Genomic DNA, 15,553 nt, shown 5'->3' on the forward strand with positions numbered 1-15,553 from the left:
ACAGGATTTCCGCTGCACCACGCACCGGGCCCATATGTGGAAAAGGCGGCTGCGGGCGGAAAAAATTAAGTACGGGGAATGGCTATGCAGGAATCAGTAATACTGAGGGGCATAAATCGTAGATTGCGAACCCTGATCGAGCAGGTGATTGAGAATATCCTGCTGCATGGCAAGCAGTTTCCCATTGCGCTCATTCTGCTGCTGGCAGGCCCGCACCAGACGACCAAGCTCGCTCCAACTGGCCTCAAGCCGTTTACGCATCGGCATTTCGCAGCTGGCGATCAGTTTTTGCATGCCGCGCTCGCTGGCGGACAACGAGAAAGCACCAAGAATGCGGTTGCGTCGCTGGGCTCGGCCGGCGACCTGCTCAAGCAGGCCGGTGATTGCGCGGTTGGTCGCTTCAACCCTGGGACTGTCACGCTCGAGCAGGCAAGCATGCAGCGCCTCGCCAAACCTCAACAGACTGGTGTAGGCCACACAATCCTGACCCAGGTCATGCTCAAGCGCTGCCTGCAACCGTTCAGCATTCAATGGCGGCCACCACGGTGGAACGCGAGCATATCTGTCGCCAGATTTTCGGGGCTTGTGTCCAGGCTTCCGTCCTGCAGCGCCTGGCGCAGAGCAGCCACGCGGTCCAGATCAACGTCCGGTAACGCCTGCAGTGCGGCACGTAACGCATCGGGTCTTGCGGCGGCGGGCGGATTCACACTCGCCGGGCTTGCCACAGGTGCACGCTCGGCAACCTGCTGGGCAGAGCTGTCTACGACCGGGCGGGGACCCGCTGTATTGGGTCTGGAGATGTCCATACTTTATATCCAACAGAGGTGGTTACTGATATGAGACGACCATTACTTGCGAGGCATTAAATCTTTTTTATCCGTTACAGCCCATGGGCGCGCCACCACGCCTGTGACGCCAGCCCATCCTGGATCTTTTGCTCGTGCCTGGCAAGCTGCCGCTCCCACTCCTGAACCTTGCCTTCCAGAACCTGCACGATCATCTGCTCATTACGCATGGCTGCCAACAGTTCGCCGCGGATCCTGGTCAGCCCCTCCTCCGACACCTTCAGTTCCCGGCGCTGAAGCTCGATCATTTTATGCAGTGTCATCTTGTAACGATGCTGGTTGTCGCGCTGAAGCGGAGTCGTCATGGGTGCGGTGTAACTGCATAAACGGCTGAGCCCTTCAATATTATTGCGGTAGCGCTGGCAAAGGTTTTGCTGGTAGGCAACACGCGCAAGCAGCTGTTGCACCAGCGTGCCGCGCAGCCGGGCCAAGCGGGACAGCGTCTGGATTTGCTGCTTCATGGGGCGCTCTTTACCAGCCTGGTGAGTGCCGACACGCTCTGTTCCAGCTCGGCTGCATCTTGCACGTCCTGGCGCAGAAAGCGCTCGATCCGCGGCGCAAGCTGTACCGAACGGTCTGTCTTGCCATCCATTCCCGGTGTATAGCCGCCCAGAGGGATCATTTCACGAATCCGCTCGAAGGTACTGTACAACTCCTTGAGCTGCCGCGCGGCCTGTTGGTGCTCTGCCGAAGTCACCTGAGCCATGCAGCGGCTGACCGAGGCGGCGATGTCAATCGCCGGATAGTGACCCGTATCCGCCAGGCGACGGGACAGCACGATATGACCGTCAAGGATAGCCCTCGCGCAGTCGACGACCGGGTCCTGCTGGTCGTCGCCTTCGGCCAGCACGGTATAAAGCGCACTCAGGCTGCCGCGATCCGCGTCCCCATTCCCCGCGCTTTCGACCAGCTCGGGCAGCAGACCGAATACCGAGGGCGGGTATCCCTTGGTAGCAGGAGGCTCGCCCAGCGCCAGCGCTATTTCTCGCTGGGCCATTGCATAGCGGGTTAACGAATCGACCAGCAGCAACACATCATTGCCCTGATCACGAAAATAGGCGGCAACGCTGTGGCAAAGCTCCGCGGCCCTCAGGCGCATCAAAGGTGACTCGTTAGCCGGGGCAACGACGACTACCGCTTTTTTCAGGCCTTCAGGGCCTAGCGAGTGCAGCAAAAATTCCTGAACCTCCCGACCCCGCTCGCCGATCAGCCCAACCACGACGACGTCGGCTTTGGTCTGGCGGGTAATCATCCCGAGCAGGACGCTCTTGCCCACGCCGCTGCCGGCGAACAGGCCCACGCGCTGCCCTTTGCCCAGTGTCAGTAGTGAATTGATTGCCCTGACGCCTACATCGAGCGGTTCACTGACCGGCCTTCTGCGCAAGGGATGGACCACCGGCAATTCGCTGGAAAGCGTATCGCGCCCGGCAAGCTTGCCAAGATCATCAAGCGGCTCACCGAGCCCGTTGATCACCCGGCCAAGCCACGACTCGTCGATGTGCAGGAGACCTTCGTCTCTGGCAGGAAATACACGGGATCCGGCTGTCAGACCCACCGGTTTCTTGAACGGCATCAGGTAAGTTATATCCCGATCAAAACCCACCACTTGGGCTTCGAGCATACTGCCGTCGCCCTGCTCGACATAGCAGCGCTGGCCGGTCATCCGGCGGCAACCCAGGCTTTCCAGCAGCAGTCCCGACACTCGTACCAACCGGCCGCTGACTTTGGCCAGCTGGACGTTTTCCAGTGAACGCAGCGCTTCGTCGAGACTGAACGCCTCGCGCAGGCTCATGCTTCAGACACCTTGATGTGCTGGGCCAGTGTGTCCATGCAGGAGTCCAGACGCTGCTGACAGCCTATATCTGCCTCCGCCTTTTCGGTGACGACCCGGCACTCTCCAAGACCCAGCCGGTCATCTGGCATCAAACGCCACGTTTCGGCGCGTTCGGCATCGATATCCTTGATACGCGCATATTCTTCCGGATTGAGCAGGATCTGCACCTCACCCGGATCGCCCGGCATGCTTGCCAGCGCTTCCTCGGCAAGCGCCAGGAGCTGCGTTGGGTTAATCGTCAGCTCACAACGGATAACCTGACGCGCCACCTTGCGGACCAACTCGAGCAAATCTTCCCGCGTCTTGCGATCCTGTGCGGCAAGATAGTCGCGCAGTTCCGTGCGCATCTGTTCAAAGGGCACAGTGGCCTGTTCATATCTCTGCAAGCCCTGGTAGCGGCCCTGCTCAAGACCACGTTGCCTGCCCTGTTCACAGCCCTCTTCGAAGCCCTGGCGCCGGCCTGCTTCCAGGCCTTGCTCCAACCCTTCCTGGTAACCGCGCTCCGCGCCTTCACGATAGCCATCGCTCACCGCACGTTGGAGAGTGGCCTGATCGGCGTAATGAAGCTCAGCGTCGCCTGCCAGCGGCGTCGCACATAAGGGTGGAAAGCGGAAAATGCGCAATGCCTTGCCGTCCGCCTTGATCACTTTGACTGCCATAATGCCTCCGGCTACTCGACCGTCTGCTCACGGAACAACTGGAGCGTAACGTCTCCGTCGGCTGCCATCTCGCGGACCACCGCCATGATGTCCTTGCGCACCTGCTCTACGCGGCTCATAGGAACAGGGCCTTGGCGGCGGCTGATGGAATCCATTTGCTGGCGCTGCCGCTTGGGCATTGCCGCCTGGATGGCGCGCACCAGCTCCGGCTCGGCCCCCTTTAAGGCCACTACCCATTCTTCCATGGGGATGGCTTCCAGTAATGCCAGCAAGACCTCTTCGGTCTGCCTTGAGAGAATGAAAAAATCATACATTTCATCCTCGATCTGACTGACCAGCTGGTTATCATGGGCGCGCAGCAGTTCGAACATCTGATCACGGTTGCCCTTGAAGCGGTTCATGATATCCGCCGCCTGCTTGACGCCCCGGACCTGCGACCCCTGATTCGTCAGTACCGATATGCTCCGGTCAATCAGCTGTTCCAGTTCGCGGATCACGTCGCTGTTTACTTCGTTAAGATTGGCGATACGAAACAGCAGCTCATCCTGCCGTGTTTCAGGCATGCTCTCCAAAACTTCGGCGGCCATTGCCGGTGGCAGGAAAGCGAGGAAAACGGCCTGCATCTGGGCGTGCTCTTTGGCGATCATGGCGGCGAACTGCTTCGGATCAATCCATTCCATCTTGCTCATTTTGGCGCGAATCTCTTCGCCATAGATGCCGTCGAGCAAGCTGCGGGTAATATCGCTACCCAACGCCTGGGCAAGCATGCCGTTCAGATAGTTTCGGGACGCGCCCTTGATTCCGCTCTGCTCGCGGAAGTCCTCGAAGAATCGACCCACGACTTCTGCCACCATGGGCTGCTTGACGTTGCTCAGACGAGCCATCGCCTGGCTGATAGCCACGATCTCCTCCCGCGAGAAATGCTTGAGCACCCCGGCCGCAGTCGCGTCGTCCATGCTCAGCATGACTATCGCAGCCTGCTCGATGGAGCTCATGTGCCGGCGTGCGCTGAGATTGCTCATGTTGTCGTTTTCCAATGATTAGGCGGGATTGACGTCGCGGTCGTTACGACCGATCCAGTGCTTGATGACTTCAGATACCCTTTCAGGGTCGTTGCGCGCGAGCATCTGAAGATGCTCGACCTGAAGTTCCAGGCCCGAATTAGGGGCCGGCAAGCGGATCTCCGCCAACGGGCTAAGCTCGCTGAGAATATTCAGTGACGGCGCTTCCTGTTGTGGACGTGGCAGCATCTGCTCAGCCTCCGGTACTGGCGGTGCGGGCAACGCTGCTTCAGCGGTTTGCTCATTGCTGCGGCTGGCGATGCGCAGCGCCGGGCGAACGACCAGCACCATGAACATCATCGCAAGCAATCCCAACAATCCCAGGCGGGCCCAGGACTGGACGCCGCTGTTCTCCCACCAGGCCTGGTTTGCGGCAAACGGCTCGACGGGCACAAAAGGCAGGACGCTCAGGGTAAGTTGGTCGCCGCGACTGACATTGAAACCGGCAGCACTGCGAATCATCGCGGCTATTTCGCCCCGCGCCTGCTCGGTCCAGCCTCCCTCAGGCGCACTTGAGGCGTTCAGCACGACGGCAATGCTCTGCTGACGCAGGGTAAAGGGTGCATGTTTCACATGGGTCACCGACTGGTCATAGTCCAGCCGGCGAGTCGACTCTTCACGAAGTGACGTAGCGCCCTGCGTGTCGCCCTCTTCGCCTTCTTCGCCTTCCTTGGGTGCCTGCATGGGCAAATTGCTCAAGGAGCCGGGTACCCCAAGCGCGAGCTTGTCCAGTGCGCTCTCGCTGCGCAGCGCTTCATTGCGAATGCGCGGGGTATCGCCATATGTCTGGACCGTTTCTTCGCGCTGACTGAAGTCCACGTCAGCTGCCACACTGATTCGATAATTGCCCGCACCGAGAACCGGGGCAAGCACCTCCTCGATGTTGCCGGTTGTCTGGCTCTGGTAATCGTTGAGTACTTGCCAGTTGCGGTTAGGACCACCCCAGGCATCAAGACCGCGGGACAGCAAAGCACCATGCTGATCCACGATGCTCACGTCAGCTGGTGCCAGCTGTGGGACGCTGTTCGCCACCAGGTTGACGATCGCATTGACCTGTTCCGGCTCCAGTTTCACCCCGGGTGAAAGCTGCAACATGACTGAGGCTTTTGCGGGCTCACGCCGGCCGATCACGAACGAGCGGTTTTCTTCGCGCGCCAGGTGCACACGCGCCTGCTCCACGCCCTTCAGGCTCATTACGGTGCGCGCCAGCTCACCTTCCAGGCTGCGCTTGAGACGGACATCCTGTACAAACTGGCTGGTGCCTAATGGCTCGTCGCTGTCGAACAACTCATAACCCGGCGGTACCGCAACGCTCACGCCCTGCGCCGACAGTTGCAACCGTGCACTCGCGAGTTGATCCTCACGCACCAGGATCTGCCCACTCTGAGGATGTAGGCGGTAGCGAATGGCTTCGGCATCCAGTACCTGCATGACTTCCGCGGCCGGATAATTCTCGCCGGCACCGTAGAGCGGCTTGTAACCGGCTGGCTCTCGCCAGAGGTAAACCGCAATACCAACCGCTATGACCGCTGCGACCATCGCGATGCCAAACATTACAAAGCGGGCATCAGGCTTGAAGCCTGTTTCATGAATTCTGTTCTTGATCGTCTGCAGCACAGTTCAGCTCTCGGGGCGGTTAAATCGGCATTCTCATGATTTCATCGAAGGCACTGCTCATCTTGTTGCGCACCTGAAGCAGAGCCGCGAACGACAAACTGGCCTTCTGGCTCTGCACCATGGCACCTACCAGGTCCTTGCTCTTGCCGCTATCAACATCGGCAACAGCCTGACTGGCACGATGCTGCTCGGTATCGATCGCGCGCAAGATATCGGTAAACGCCTGGACGGGCCCTGCCTCGGCAGACGCATCCACCGGGGGCCTCACTGGCATTCCCGAGGAGGCAGCTTGCAGCTCGTGCATACGATCAAGCATTTGCGACTGTACTTGGGATATCGAATTCATCTTGGGGACCTATTCAAACGGAATGTCCACGCCCTGCTCGCGCATGGCGTTGAGCCGGTAACGTAGCGCACGGGGCGTCATACCCAGCCGCTCGGCGGTGCGGGTCTTATGGCCACTACACTGGAGGAGGGTATCGATTACGTGCTGGTGTTCGGCTTGCTTGCCGGTGGCACGCAACGCTGCCTTTCCAGACTCGACAATACGCAGCGGTGAACCAGCCATCTGAGGGGCCAGCGTGACGCCCTCCGGTATTGCCAACCCCAGATCGCACGGTTGGATGAACAGCCCGTTGCGAAGCACCAGCGCGCGTTGCACGGTATTTTCCAGTTCGCGGATATTACCCGGCCAGTGATGGTGCATCAGGGCCAGGCAGGCTTCGTGGGTCAGCAGGTGCTGCTCGTTTTCGTCGGAGGCGTACTTTCGAATAAACTGCCGGGCCAATGGAACAACGTCTTCCTTTCGTTCACGCAGCGGCAGTATGTGCAAAGGCAAGACATCCAGGCGGAACATCAGGTCGGAGCGGAAACGCCCTTCGGCAACCTCCTGCTGCAGGTCCCGGTTGGTGGCTGCGATGATCCGCACGTTCAGGGTGATCTCGCGCTGACCACCAAGCCTCTCGACACGCTGTTCCTGCAGTACGCGCAACAGCTTCGCCTGCAAGGGCAGAGGCAGCTCACCGATCTCATCCAGCAACAAGGTGCCGCCATTTGCCTGTTCAAACTTCCCGGGCTGCGCGGCTATGGCGCCGGTAAACGCGCCCTTTTCGTGTCCGAACAGGATCGATTCCAGCATGGACTCGGGGATTGCTGCGCAGTTGACTGCCACGAACGGCGCATCCTTGACGCTGGAAAACCGATGAATGTAGCGCGCGATCATTTCCTTCCCGGTACCGGTCTCACCCGTAACGAGAATCGGTGCGCGAGTCATGGCCACCCGTTGCGCCATGGTCAGTAATCTCCGACCGGCTTGCGAACAGGACACAAAGTCTTCCCGGGCCTCTTCGGTATGACTGATGCGACGCAACAGTTGATTCAACTGATGATTACTAAAGGGCCAAAGCAGATAATCTATACATCCAAGTTCAAGTAACGTGGCTGCTTTTTGTTGATCCTCATAACCAACAATCGGCACAACACTGAGGCGCGGCGATATCCGGGTTAAGTTGGCTACTTGTTCACACAGCGTGTGCGGATCAAGCCCACTGACAAGCAGCAACACAAGCTCACATGAACCAGGCGTAGCCGCTGATAGTTGCTCGAAGCCCGAGGCACTCACAACGTCATACCCGAACTCGCGCAAACTACCACCGAGCTGACTGGATATTTCAGCCTGCTCGCCAACTACCAAGACTTTTCCTCGGGCAGCACTCGCATCAACCTGGTTTGGCTGGCCGAAACTGAATGCCTGACTTGTACCTTTCACCGAATTTCACCCTACCTGGTCATGCTTGCCGTTATAGCCGTGTCCATTTTTCAGAACTTGAGCAGCATCGCGAAAGCTTCGCAAAGCCGACCTAAAAACCGCAATCTGAGAAGCAGCTAACATTTTATTTTCAGAATAAATGAAACTATCCGCAGATATGGTCGTCTTAGGGTTCTGGCCGAAGCCGAATCGGCAGCGACCATACCAAGGTCCGAACCCATCACCGAATCACATCACATGAATTCAGATCAAAAAGGCGCATCCCGCACCGATTGATGTGAATTGATATCTATTGATTTAATCCCACGCGACACCATCCGTAGACTTCCACCCCAAGCCCCAAGCGTTCGTCACATGCCTGGCACTGGTGAGCCAAGGCAGGGTGGTGCGCCCGCGCCTCCCTGACAGCTCCCCCATCAGGCCGAGCAGGCTGATCAATAATCCCGGAAGCGCAGTTAAAACATGATTGGCAACCTGAAGGTCCAGCACAGCGTGCCGCCAGACTCCCTGGTCCGGCTTAAGCCGCACAAACTCGGCCGGCACTATCATAAAGTGCCGGAACATTTAACCGAGGCCGCAAACAAGTACCCGCGCGTCATCGTTGATTATTTTTTGCGCAACTTGAGAGTACACCTGGAACAGAAGTCGATTACTGTCACCGAAACTGTATTCGCAGAACCGGACTGCGTATTTCGTTCGGCGCTGGGAAGAGTTGGATTTTCAATCGATCGGCCGCTGTTAAGCGACATCCTTGAATCCTATTACGGCGGAATAAGTGTCCCCAAGAGCGATAACGCCCCGATAAGCACTTCTGAAGAACGTATGCGGGAGCGACTCGGGCGCGATATTGCAGGAATATTCGGGCGTGCAATGCTTGCTGGAAACAGCCTTGGCCCGTTGGACACTTACGATAATGCTTATGACCAACCAGAGTGGGACTATCAGATCGAGTTTGTTTTCGAAAACCATGTCACCTCGGCCTGCGCATCGCTACGTCTGTACCTGGACCATGAACTTTCCGATTTGCTGACCAGCAGGATGGCGGCACCAGGTTCGCAACATCGGGCTGTTGATCCGATGAAGAATATCAAAAGGCTGCCGGTACGCATGGAGTGTGTCATTGCCTCCGTGCAGATGCAGCTTGCCGATGTGCTGGCGCTCCAACCCGACGATATCGTCATGATACGTATGCCAGAGCGCTGCGACGTCAAGATTGCACAACAGAAATTGTTCCGCGGAGCCATCTTTGAAGATGATGGATCTCTATGCCTTACTTCTCTCGAAAGCGTGAAACCAACATGACCGATACCCTCACGGACAACGAACTGGACAGCCTGATAAATGATGGAGATCTCCAGCTGAACGGCACTGAACCGGACGTTCCGGAAGCGGAACTGAAGCCGCGACTGCCTCAGCAGGATTTGAGTTTTTTCGGCAAGATACCCGTGCAGGTCACGCTGGAAGTTGCCTCTGTCCAGCTCACGCTTCAGGACTTGATGGACGTTGATGCCAGCAGCGTTATAGCGCTGGACAAGCTCGCTGGCGAACCACTGGACGTCAAGGTCAACGGCGCGCTCTTCGCGAAAGCTGAGGTCGTCGTGGTGAACGGAAGCTACGGCTTACGTATCCTTGAGCTTAGTGGTGCCGGGTTGAAAGATCTCAGCGTATGATCCGTTTTCGCCCCCTCTCCTTTTCTGTCGCAACATTTCTATTCCTGGTTCCTGATTTTGCTCTGGCTCAGGCAAGTGGTGGCGAAATCTCACTGCTGTCCTTCAATGAGACCGAAGGAGGTCAGGAACTTAGCATAAAGCTACAGATACTGATTCTCATGACGCTGCTCGGCTTTCTGCCGGCCATGTTGATGATGATGACCTGTTTTACCCGCTTCATTATCGTACTTTCCATTCTGAGACAGGCCATCGGCTTGCAGCAGAGCCCGCCTAACAATGTGCTGATAGGCATCGCCCTGTGCCTGACTCTATTGGTGATGCGACCGGTCTGGCTGGAGATCCACAGCACCGCTTTCGTTCCTTTCGAAGCAGATGAGATCAGCCTCGAACAGGGCCTGGGGGAGGCCAAGGCGATTTTGAGCCGATTCACGCTCGCACAAACAAATGAAACCTCATTACACACTATCCTCTCGCTGGTTAACGAAGAAGCGCCGGAAGATATGACCACCCTTGATTTCTCCCTTCTTTTACCCGCGTTTGTACTTAGCGAGCTCAAGACGGCATTTCAACTGGGCTTTATGATCTTTGTGCCATTTCTCGTTATCGACCTGGTGGTCGCCAGCGTACTGATGGCGATGGGTATGATGATGTTGTCGCCGATGATGATCTCATTGCCGTTCAAGCTGATGATATTCGTGCTGGTAGACGGCTGGAGCCTGATGGTCGGCACGCTTACAACCAGTATTCAGCCCTTCTGAGGCCGCTATGCTGACCCCTGATACCGCCGTCACCATCATTGCGGACGCAGTCTATCTTATCGCTCTGGTTGTTTGCGTCCTGGTAATCCCCAGTCTGATCGGAGGCCTGCTGGTGAGCATCTTCCAGGCGGCTACGCAGATCAATGAGCAAATGCTCAGCTTTCTGCCCAGGTTGTTAATAACGCTTGGCATGCTGGTGTTCGCGGGGCACTGGATCCTTCGATTATTGAGTGAGATGTTCATTCGGACGTTTCAGCAAGCTGGCCATCTGGCCGGTTGATAGATGCAAGCTACCGAAGCTTTATTCGATGCAAATCAGTACTTGCTAACCATGCAGGCATACTGGTGGCCGTTTTGCAGATTTCTTGCGGTGTTTACGCTCGCTCCACTCTTCAGCCACAAAGCCTTCTCATTGCCGGGGCGAATACTGCTGGCTTTGATTCTGACGCTGGCGCTTGGTAGCGCGCTACCCACCCCCCCCATGATTAACCCCATGTCGGTAGCTGGGTTAATCACTACGCTGGAACAGATTGCGTTCGGCATGCTCCTCGGGGTCTCCCTGCAGCTGGTCTTCACAATCTATAGCTTGGTGGGTGAGATGATCTCAACCCAGATGGGCATGAGCATGGCTCGCTACAACGACCCACAGAACGGTATCTCCTCCTCCCCCATTCTGTATCAGCTGTACTTCACCATGCTGGCGCTGATCTTTTTCGCCGTGGATGGCCATCTCGTCATTGTCAGCGTGGCTTATCAAAGTTTTGTTTTCTGGCCTGTCGGCAGCGGTCTTCACTTTACAGGCCTGTCGAGCATGGTCTTCGCGTTAAGCTGGGTATTCTCCGCGGCGGTGATGATAGCCCTGCCCATGGTGTTCAGCATGACCCTGGTGCTGTTCTGCTTCGGCTTGTTGAACCGGATTTCGCCAACCATGAACCTGTTCGCTCTAGGATTCCCGATGGCGATCATAACGGGTTGGATGACCATTTTTTTTACGCTTAACAATATGTCGGAAAGCTACCTGCTGTTGACCAGGCAGTTACTCGGAAACCTCGGCCTGGCACTCCAGGGTTAACTATGGCTGAAGATAAGCAAAGCAGTCAGGAGAAAACGGAGCAGCCAACAGAGCAAAAGCTCAAGAAGAGCCGAGCTGATGGGCAGGTCGCACGCTCAAAAGATCTGGCTACGACCGTTTCGCTGCTGGCCACTCTCGTTGTGCTGAAGTTCAATTTTGGGCTGTTTTTCGAGGGACTCCAGGACCTGTTCCGCATTTCATATGTCGACTTCCATCGAAGTGAAATCACGCAGCACGATCTAACACTGGTTCTAGGGCATAACCTGCTTATTTACATCAAGCTTATGTTACCGCTGCTTATAACCACGGCGCTGGTTGTAGTCTTTTCGATGGTCCCGGGGGGGTGGGTTTTCTCATCAAAAAACTTCTCGCCAAAGCTCAGCAAGCTCAACCCTATCACCGGCATTGGTCGGATCTTTTCTGGTCAGAACTGGGCCGAGCTTTTCAAATCTGTGCTGAAGATCACTGTGCTACTGGCTACCGCGGCCATGCTCCTGCTGGCTGCAGCGCCGCAATTCGTGGCGCTGCAGAAGGGCGATGTGTTTACGGCGATCAGCGGCGCCATGACGCTGGCGTACTACATAGCCATAATGCTCGTACTGGTCTTTGTGCTGTTCTCATTCATCGATATCCCTCTACAAAAGTACTTCTTCACCAAGAAAATGCGCATGACCAAACAGGAGATCAAGGAGGAGCATAAAAACCAGGAGGGTCGCCCGGAAGTCAAGGCGCGGATCAAACAGCTCCAACGCCAACTGTCCCAGCGTCAGATCAGCAAGGTAATGAAGGACGCGGATGTGGTGATCGTAAACCCCCAGCACTATGCAGTTGCGTTGCGCTATGACCTGAAGAAGGCCGAGGCCCCGTTCGTAGTCGCTAAGGGCATCGACGAAACCGCGCAATACATTCGAAAGACAGCTACTGCTTACAACCTGGATGTCATAGAAGTGCCGCCGCTGGCTCGGGCGGTGTATTACAGCACCCAGGTGAATCAGCAGATCCCTGCGCCGCTGTATACAGCTGTGGCGCACATTCTAACCTACGTCTTACAACTGAAGGCTTGGCGTGCCGGCCGACGGCCCAAGCCTGAGCTCGCCAGCCAGTTGCCTATTCCCGCATCCATGATCCGTTGAGAATCGCCACCATGAAGCAGTTCAAGAATTTCATGCCAATATTGACCAGCGGCCAGATCGGTATCCCCCTGGTTATTATTTCTATCCTGGCGATGATCATTCTGCCATTGCCGCCGCTACTGCTAGACGTGCTCTTCACCTTCAACATTGCGATGTCAGTGCTCGTTATGATGGTGACCGTCTCGGCAAAAAGACCGCTCGATTTTTCACTGTTCCCCACGGTGATTTTGATCACCACCCTGATGCGACTCACGCTCAACGTGGCCTCGACTCGGGTCGTCCTTCTGGAAGGCCACACCGGGACCGCAGCAGCAGGTAAAGTGATCGAGGCGTTCGGTCAGGTGGTGATTGGCGGCAACTTCATTGTCGGCCTGATCGTTTTCGTGATTCTGATGATCATAAACTTCATGGTGGTCACAAAGGGTGGCGAGCGGATATCGGAGGTGACCGCCCGGTTCACGCTGGACGCACTGCCGGGCAAACAGATGGCAATCGATGCCGATATGAATGCCGGCTTGATCACCCAGGAGGACGCCCGCCAGCGTCGTCAGGAAGTGGCAAAAGAAGCTGATTTCTACGGCGCGATGGACGGCGCATCAAAATTTGTACGCGGCGATGCCATCGCCGGCATTTTGATTCTCCTTATCAACCTCTTCGGCGGCTTTGCTATAGGTCTCTTTCTCCACGACCTTTCGGCTGGCGACGCCTTCCAACAATATGCGCTTTTAACTATCGGTGATGGTCTGGTTGCCCAGATACCAGCACTGCTACTTTCTACCGCAGCCGCAATCATAGTCACCCGCACGAACGAGTCAGCGGCTATAACGTCGCAGGTGAGACGCCAGCTTCTGGCATCGCCTACGCTTATCTACACCGTCGCAGGCATTCTGTTCGTACTCGCGCTTGTACCTGGCATGCCCCATCTGGCATTCCTGAGTTTTGCCGCACTTCTGGCGTTTATTGGCTGGAGCGTGTCGCGCTTCCATTCAGATGAAAGTGAAGACAACCTGCCAAGAGTAGAAGCGCTTAATCAGGCGATGGAGAACGAACGCATCCAGAACCTGGAGTGGGAAGACATCCCTCTGGTTGAACGAATCTCCGTCTCGCTGGGCTATAAACTGGTTGCGCTAGTGAGCCCTGAAAGCGGCGCCCCACTACCACAGCGCGTTCGAGGCGTGCGTCAAACCCTGTCGGAAGGGCTCGGGTTCCTGCTTCCTGAGGTTCACATTCGAGACAGTCTCCGACTCAAGGCATCGCAATATCAGATCCATATAAACGGCGAAAAGCTTGATAGCGCCGAACTGCAACCCGATCGGTTGATGGCAATACCCTCCGCCGAGACCTACGGCGAGCTGGACGGCGTTATAGGCATTGATCCCGCTTATGGCATGCAAGTTGTCTGGATCAACCCTGACGAAAAACCCCGAGCGCTAAACCTGGGCTATCAGGTCATCGATTGCTCAAGCGTGATCGCCACCCATCTCAATAAGATTATCCGCGAGCACCTGCCTGACATTTTCAAACATGACGATGTCGAGCACTTGATGCAGCGACTCGCTATGCAAGCGCCCAAACTCGCAGACAGCTTAAAGGCGCAGCTCAGTCACGCCCAACAACACAAGGTGTTTCGGCAGCTGTTGCAGGAGCAAGTGCCTCTGCGGGACATCGTATCTATTGCCACCACGATGCTTGAGAGTAGCGAGACAACCAAGGACCCTCTGTTGATAGCGGCTGACGTCCGTTACACCCTAAGACGCAGCATCGTTTCGAGTATCTGCGGCGACCGCAGCGAACTTACCGTATACATTCTTGAGAATGGCTTGGAAAATACCTTGATGAGTGCGTTGAGCTCCGCCCAGCAGGCCGGGACGGTAAGCCTGGATAGCATCCCGGTAGAGCCTAATCTGTTGAATCAACTACAGAACAGCATGCCTGTCGTGAAAGAGAAGTTACGAAGGGAAGGACATTCGCCGATATTAGTGGTTATGCCTCAGCTCAGGCCCCTGTTAGCACGATACGCAAAAGTATTCAGCCCTGGCTTGCATGTCCTGTCTCAGAATGAAATACCGGAGCGTGTCGAAGTCAACATCCTCGGCACGCTAGGCTAGACCTATCAAGAAATCTTCCGACGTTTCCGTAAGCCCTCGACCAACTGGGTGAAAGCCTCACCTGGTTGGCCGATATGCACCCCTGACTCATAATAGCCGCTCTTGGTGTTGGCTCGACACCACAGACATTCAGCATCGACATCAACCGAAACGATTGCTCCCTCACCATTACGCATCCGAAGGCGCAAGCGCATAAGGGTGCCCCTCTCAAGCGCTTCGTCGGTAAGTATTTTTATCCCTCGCTCTGATATATCACCAACATAGCCCACGAGCCGACCGCTGGCCCGCTCGCTAACCTTCATGCGAAATACTGACCTGAAAACGATACGGCTCTGTTCGCGCATTTGACTCACCTTCCTTGTATAGACATCCATTCAATACAGGCGACCGCACCCACTAGAATCTTAAGCGCCCGCGATATTAGGCATAGCCAGGCAGATTTGGATCGCATGCCCATGCTCGGCTAAGCATGCGAAAGGATATCAATTAATATGGAAAGCTGTCCTGTATGTCAGCTTGCGCCAACTGGCTTATTTGACCCCTTGCCGATTTACGTAGATGAGGCGCAGGGCTTGAACGACCATACGAAATCCGCCATCTAGCTTTAGAGACTGTTTTCGATACGAGCTAGCTGAGCTGGTGTCTTCCGCACGCATGACTACGCCCAGGGTACGCAAAGAGAGGGAAGATGTTAGTCGATGTACCGAAAGCACAGCCCAGGGCCCTGTGGGATGAAACGGCCCACTAGCATGATCACCAGCTTGATCCTCGGTGCGCCATATAATTCCGGGGATTGCTGCACATGGATTGAGGTGTGAGCCTATGGTCCCTGCCGGAACAGGGCGATACATACCGTTCGATGGCAACCACAGTTCCATGCGCTTGCTCAAAGAATAGAGCGCGCTGGCAATAATGAACATCATGCCCGTTCAGGGGTAACGGCAAGACCGAGGCAAGATAATACGGTCTGCCTGCCGGCATCAGGCGTTTTCCAGGCGCATAAAAGAACACCCCGACCTGTCTCCAGA

17 protein-coding genes are annotated in these 15,553 nt (G+C 56.2%); 7 read left to right on the forward strand and 10 right to left on the reverse strand.

Annotation, left to right across the window (positions count from 1 at the left end):
* Positions 1–93 precede the first annotated feature (93 nt).
* The 9 genes from FZE95_RS14215 to FZE95_RS14255 all read right to left on the reverse strand — a co-directional run bounded on the left by FZE95_RS14215 (position 94) and on the right by FZE95_RS14255 (position 7,784).
* A complete protein-coding gene (locus FZE95_RS14215; RefSeq protein ID WP_150301522.1) occupies positions 94–531 on the reverse strand; it encodes a flagellar protein FlgN in 438 nt (145 codons plus the stop codon).
* A complete protein-coding gene (gene flgM, locus FZE95_RS14220) occupies positions 528–806 on the reverse strand; it encodes a flagellar biosynthesis anti-sigma factor FlgM (RefSeq protein WP_150301523.1) in 279 nt (92 codons plus the stop codon). Before flgM ends, FZE95_RS14215 begins: the two co-directional genes overlap by 4 nt.
* A gap of 74 nt (positions 807–880) precedes the next feature.
* Positions 881–1,306, reverse strand: a complete 426-nt coding sequence (locus tag FZE95_RS14225) for a flagellar FliJ family protein (protein WP_150301524.1) — start codon at positions 1,304–1,306, stop codon at positions 881–883.
* The gene (gene fliI, locus FZE95_RS14230; protein ID WP_150301525.1) at positions 1,303–2,637 is read right to left on the reverse strand and encodes a flagellar protein export ATPase FliI; all 1,335 of its coding nucleotides are present in this window, start codon (positions 2,635–2,637) and stop codon (positions 1,303–1,305) included. Before fliI ends, FZE95_RS14225 begins: the two co-directional genes overlap by 4 nt.
* Entirely contained in the window at positions 2,634–3,338 is a 705-nt protein-coding gene (gene fliH, locus FZE95_RS14235; protein WP_150301526.1) for a flagellar assembly protein FliH, read from the reverse strand. Before fliH ends, fliI begins: the two co-directional genes overlap by 4 nt.
* Positions 3,339–3,349: 11 nt before the next feature.
* Entirely contained in the window at positions 3,350–4,360 is a 1,011-nt protein-coding gene (locus FZE95_RS14240; RefSeq protein ID WP_150301527.1) for a FliG C-terminal domain-containing protein, read from the reverse strand.
* A gap of 18 nt (positions 4,361–4,378) precedes the next feature.
* Positions 4,379–6,016 carry a flagellar basal-body MS-ring/collar protein FliF gene (gene fliF / locus FZE95_RS14245; RefSeq protein WP_150301528.1) on the reverse strand — a complete coding sequence of 546 codons (1,638 nt, stop codon included), beginning with the start codon at positions 6,014–6,016 and terminating at the stop codon, positions 4,379–4,381.
* Between the two features lie 19 nt (positions 6,017–6,035).
* Positions 6,036–6,362 (reverse strand): flagellar hook-basal body complex protein FliE, encoded by a 327-nt coding sequence (locus tag FZE95_RS14250; protein ID WP_150301529.1) that lies wholly within the window; start codon positions 6,360–6,362, stop codon positions 6,036–6,038.
* Between the two features lie 9 nt (positions 6,363–6,371).
* Positions 6,372–7,784: a sigma-54-dependent transcriptional regulator gene (locus tag FZE95_RS14255; protein ID WP_190324577.1), complete on the reverse strand. Its 1,413-nt coding sequence runs from the start codon at positions 7,782–7,784 to the stop codon at positions 6,372–6,374.
* A 462-nt stretch (positions 7,785–8,246) separates the two neighbouring features.
* On the opposite strand from FZE95_RS14255, the gene FZE95_RS14260 reads away from it, so the two are divergent.
* From FZE95_RS14260 to flhA, 7 genes are read left to right on the forward strand one after another with little or no spacing between them, the layout of a single operon-like run.
* Complete coding sequence (locus FZE95_RS14260; RefSeq protein ID WP_150301530.1) at positions 8,247–9,086, forward strand: FliM/FliN family flagellar motor switch protein; 840 nt, start codon at positions 8,247–8,249, stop codon at positions 9,084–9,086.
* Positions 9,083–9,454 carry a FliM/FliN family flagellar motor switch protein gene (locus tag FZE95_RS14265; protein ID WP_150301531.1) on the forward strand — a complete coding sequence of 124 codons (372 nt, stop codon included), beginning with the start codon at positions 9,083–9,085 and terminating at the stop codon, positions 9,452–9,454. Before FZE95_RS14260 ends, FZE95_RS14265 begins: the two co-directional genes overlap by 4 nt.
* Complete coding sequence (fliP, locus tag FZE95_RS14270; protein WP_150301532.1) at positions 9,451–10,212, forward strand: flagellar type III secretion system pore protein FliP; 762 nt, start codon at positions 9,451–9,453, stop codon at positions 10,210–10,212. The genes FZE95_RS14265 and fliP overlap by 4 nt, the downstream gene beginning before the upstream one ends.
* A gap of 7 nt (positions 10,213–10,219) precedes the next feature.
* Positions 10,220–10,492, forward strand: coding sequence for a flagellar biosynthetic protein FliQ (locus tag FZE95_RS14275; protein WP_150301533.1), 273 nt, complete (start codon positions 10,220–10,222; stop codon positions 10,490–10,492).
* Positions 10,493–10,495: 3 nt separating this feature from the next.
* Positions 10,496–11,284, forward strand: a complete 789-nt coding sequence (locus FZE95_RS14280; protein ID WP_150301534.1) for a flagellar biosynthetic protein FliR — start codon at positions 10,496–10,498, stop codon at positions 11,282–11,284.
* A 2-nt stretch (positions 11,285–11,286) separates the two neighbouring features.
* Positions 11,287–12,417: a flagellar biosynthesis protein FlhB gene (gene flhB / locus FZE95_RS14285; RefSeq protein ID WP_150301535.1), complete on the forward strand. Its 1,131-nt coding sequence runs from the start codon at positions 11,287–11,289 to the stop codon at positions 12,415–12,417.
* Between the two features lie 11 nt (positions 12,418–12,428).
* On the forward strand, positions 12,429–14,525 hold the full coding sequence (gene flhA, locus FZE95_RS14290; protein ID WP_150301536.1) for a flagellar biosynthesis protein FlhA: 2,097 nt from the start codon (positions 12,429–12,431) through the stop codon (positions 14,523–14,525).
* 5 nt (positions 14,526–14,530) lie between these two features.
* Here the strand turns inward: flhA and FZE95_RS14295 are convergent, their stop codons facing one another.
* The gene (locus FZE95_RS14295; protein ID WP_150301537.1) at positions 14,531–14,869 is read right to left on the reverse strand and encodes a PilZ domain-containing protein; all 339 of its coding nucleotides are present in this window, start codon (positions 14,867–14,869) and stop codon (positions 14,531–14,533) included.
* Between the last annotated feature and the right edge of the window lie 684 nt (positions 14,870–15,553).

The organism is Pseudomonas profundi (assembly GCF_008638305.1).
GTDB lineage: Bacteria > Pseudomonadota > Gammaproteobacteria > Pseudomonadales > Pseudomonadaceae > Halopseudomonas > Halopseudomonas profundi.

What these genes read in the sequence shown, in the direction of transcription:
- flgM (WP_150301523.1), bottom strand. Translation starts at nt 806, where the DNA reads ATGGACATCTCCAGACCCAATACAGCGGGTCCCCGCCCGGTCGTAGAC.
- FZE95_RS14225 (WP_150301524.1), bottom strand. Translation starts at nt 1,306, where the DNA reads ATGAAGCAGCAAATCCAGACGCTGTCCCGCTTGGCCCGGCTGCGCGGC.
- fliI (WP_150301525.1), bottom strand. Translation starts at nt 2,637, where the DNA reads ATGAGCCTGCGCGAGGCGTTCAGTCTCGACGAAGCGCTGCGTTCACTG.
- fliH (WP_150301526.1), bottom strand. Translation starts at nt 3,338, where the DNA reads ATGGCAGTCAAAGTGATCAAGGCGGACGGCAAGGCATTGCGCATTTTC.
- FZE95_RS14240 (WP_150301527.1), bottom strand. Translation starts at nt 4,360, where the DNA reads ATGAGCAATCTCAGCGCACGCCGGCACATGAGCTCCATCGAGCAGGCT.
- FZE95_RS14250 (WP_150301529.1), bottom strand. Translation starts at nt 6,362, where the DNA reads ATGAATTCGATATCCCAAGTACAGTCGCAAATGCTTGATCGTATGCAC.
- FZE95_RS14260 (WP_150301530.1), top strand. Translation starts at nt 8,247, where the DNA reads ATGATTGGCAACCTGAAGGTCCAGCACAGCGTGCCGCCAGACTCCCTG.
- FZE95_RS14265 (WP_150301531.1), top strand. Translation starts at nt 9,083, where the DNA reads ATGACCGATACCCTCACGGACAACGAACTGGACAGCCTGATAAATGAT.
- fliP (WP_150301532.1), top strand. Translation starts at nt 9,451, where the DNA reads ATGATCCGTTTTCGCCCCCTCTCCTTTTCTGTCGCAACATTTCTATTC.
- FZE95_RS14275 (WP_150301533.1), top strand. Translation starts at nt 10,220, where the DNA reads ATGCTGACCCCTGATACCGCCGTCACCATCATTGCGGACGCAGTCTAT.
- FZE95_RS14280 (WP_150301534.1), top strand. Translation starts at nt 10,496, where the DNA reads ATGCAAGCTACCGAAGCTTTATTCGATGCAAATCAGTACTTGCTAACC.
- flhB (WP_150301535.1), top strand. Translation starts at nt 11,287, where the DNA reads ATGGCTGAAGATAAGCAAAGCAGTCAGGAGAAAACGGAGCAGCCAACA.
- flhA (WP_150301536.1), top strand. Translation starts at nt 12,429, where the DNA reads ATGAAGCAGTTCAAGAATTTCATGCCAATATTGACCAGCGGCCAGATC.
- FZE95_RS14295 (WP_150301537.1), bottom strand. Translation starts at nt 14,869, where the DNA reads ATGCGCGAACAGAGCCGTATCGTTTTCAGGTCAGTATTTCGCATGAAG.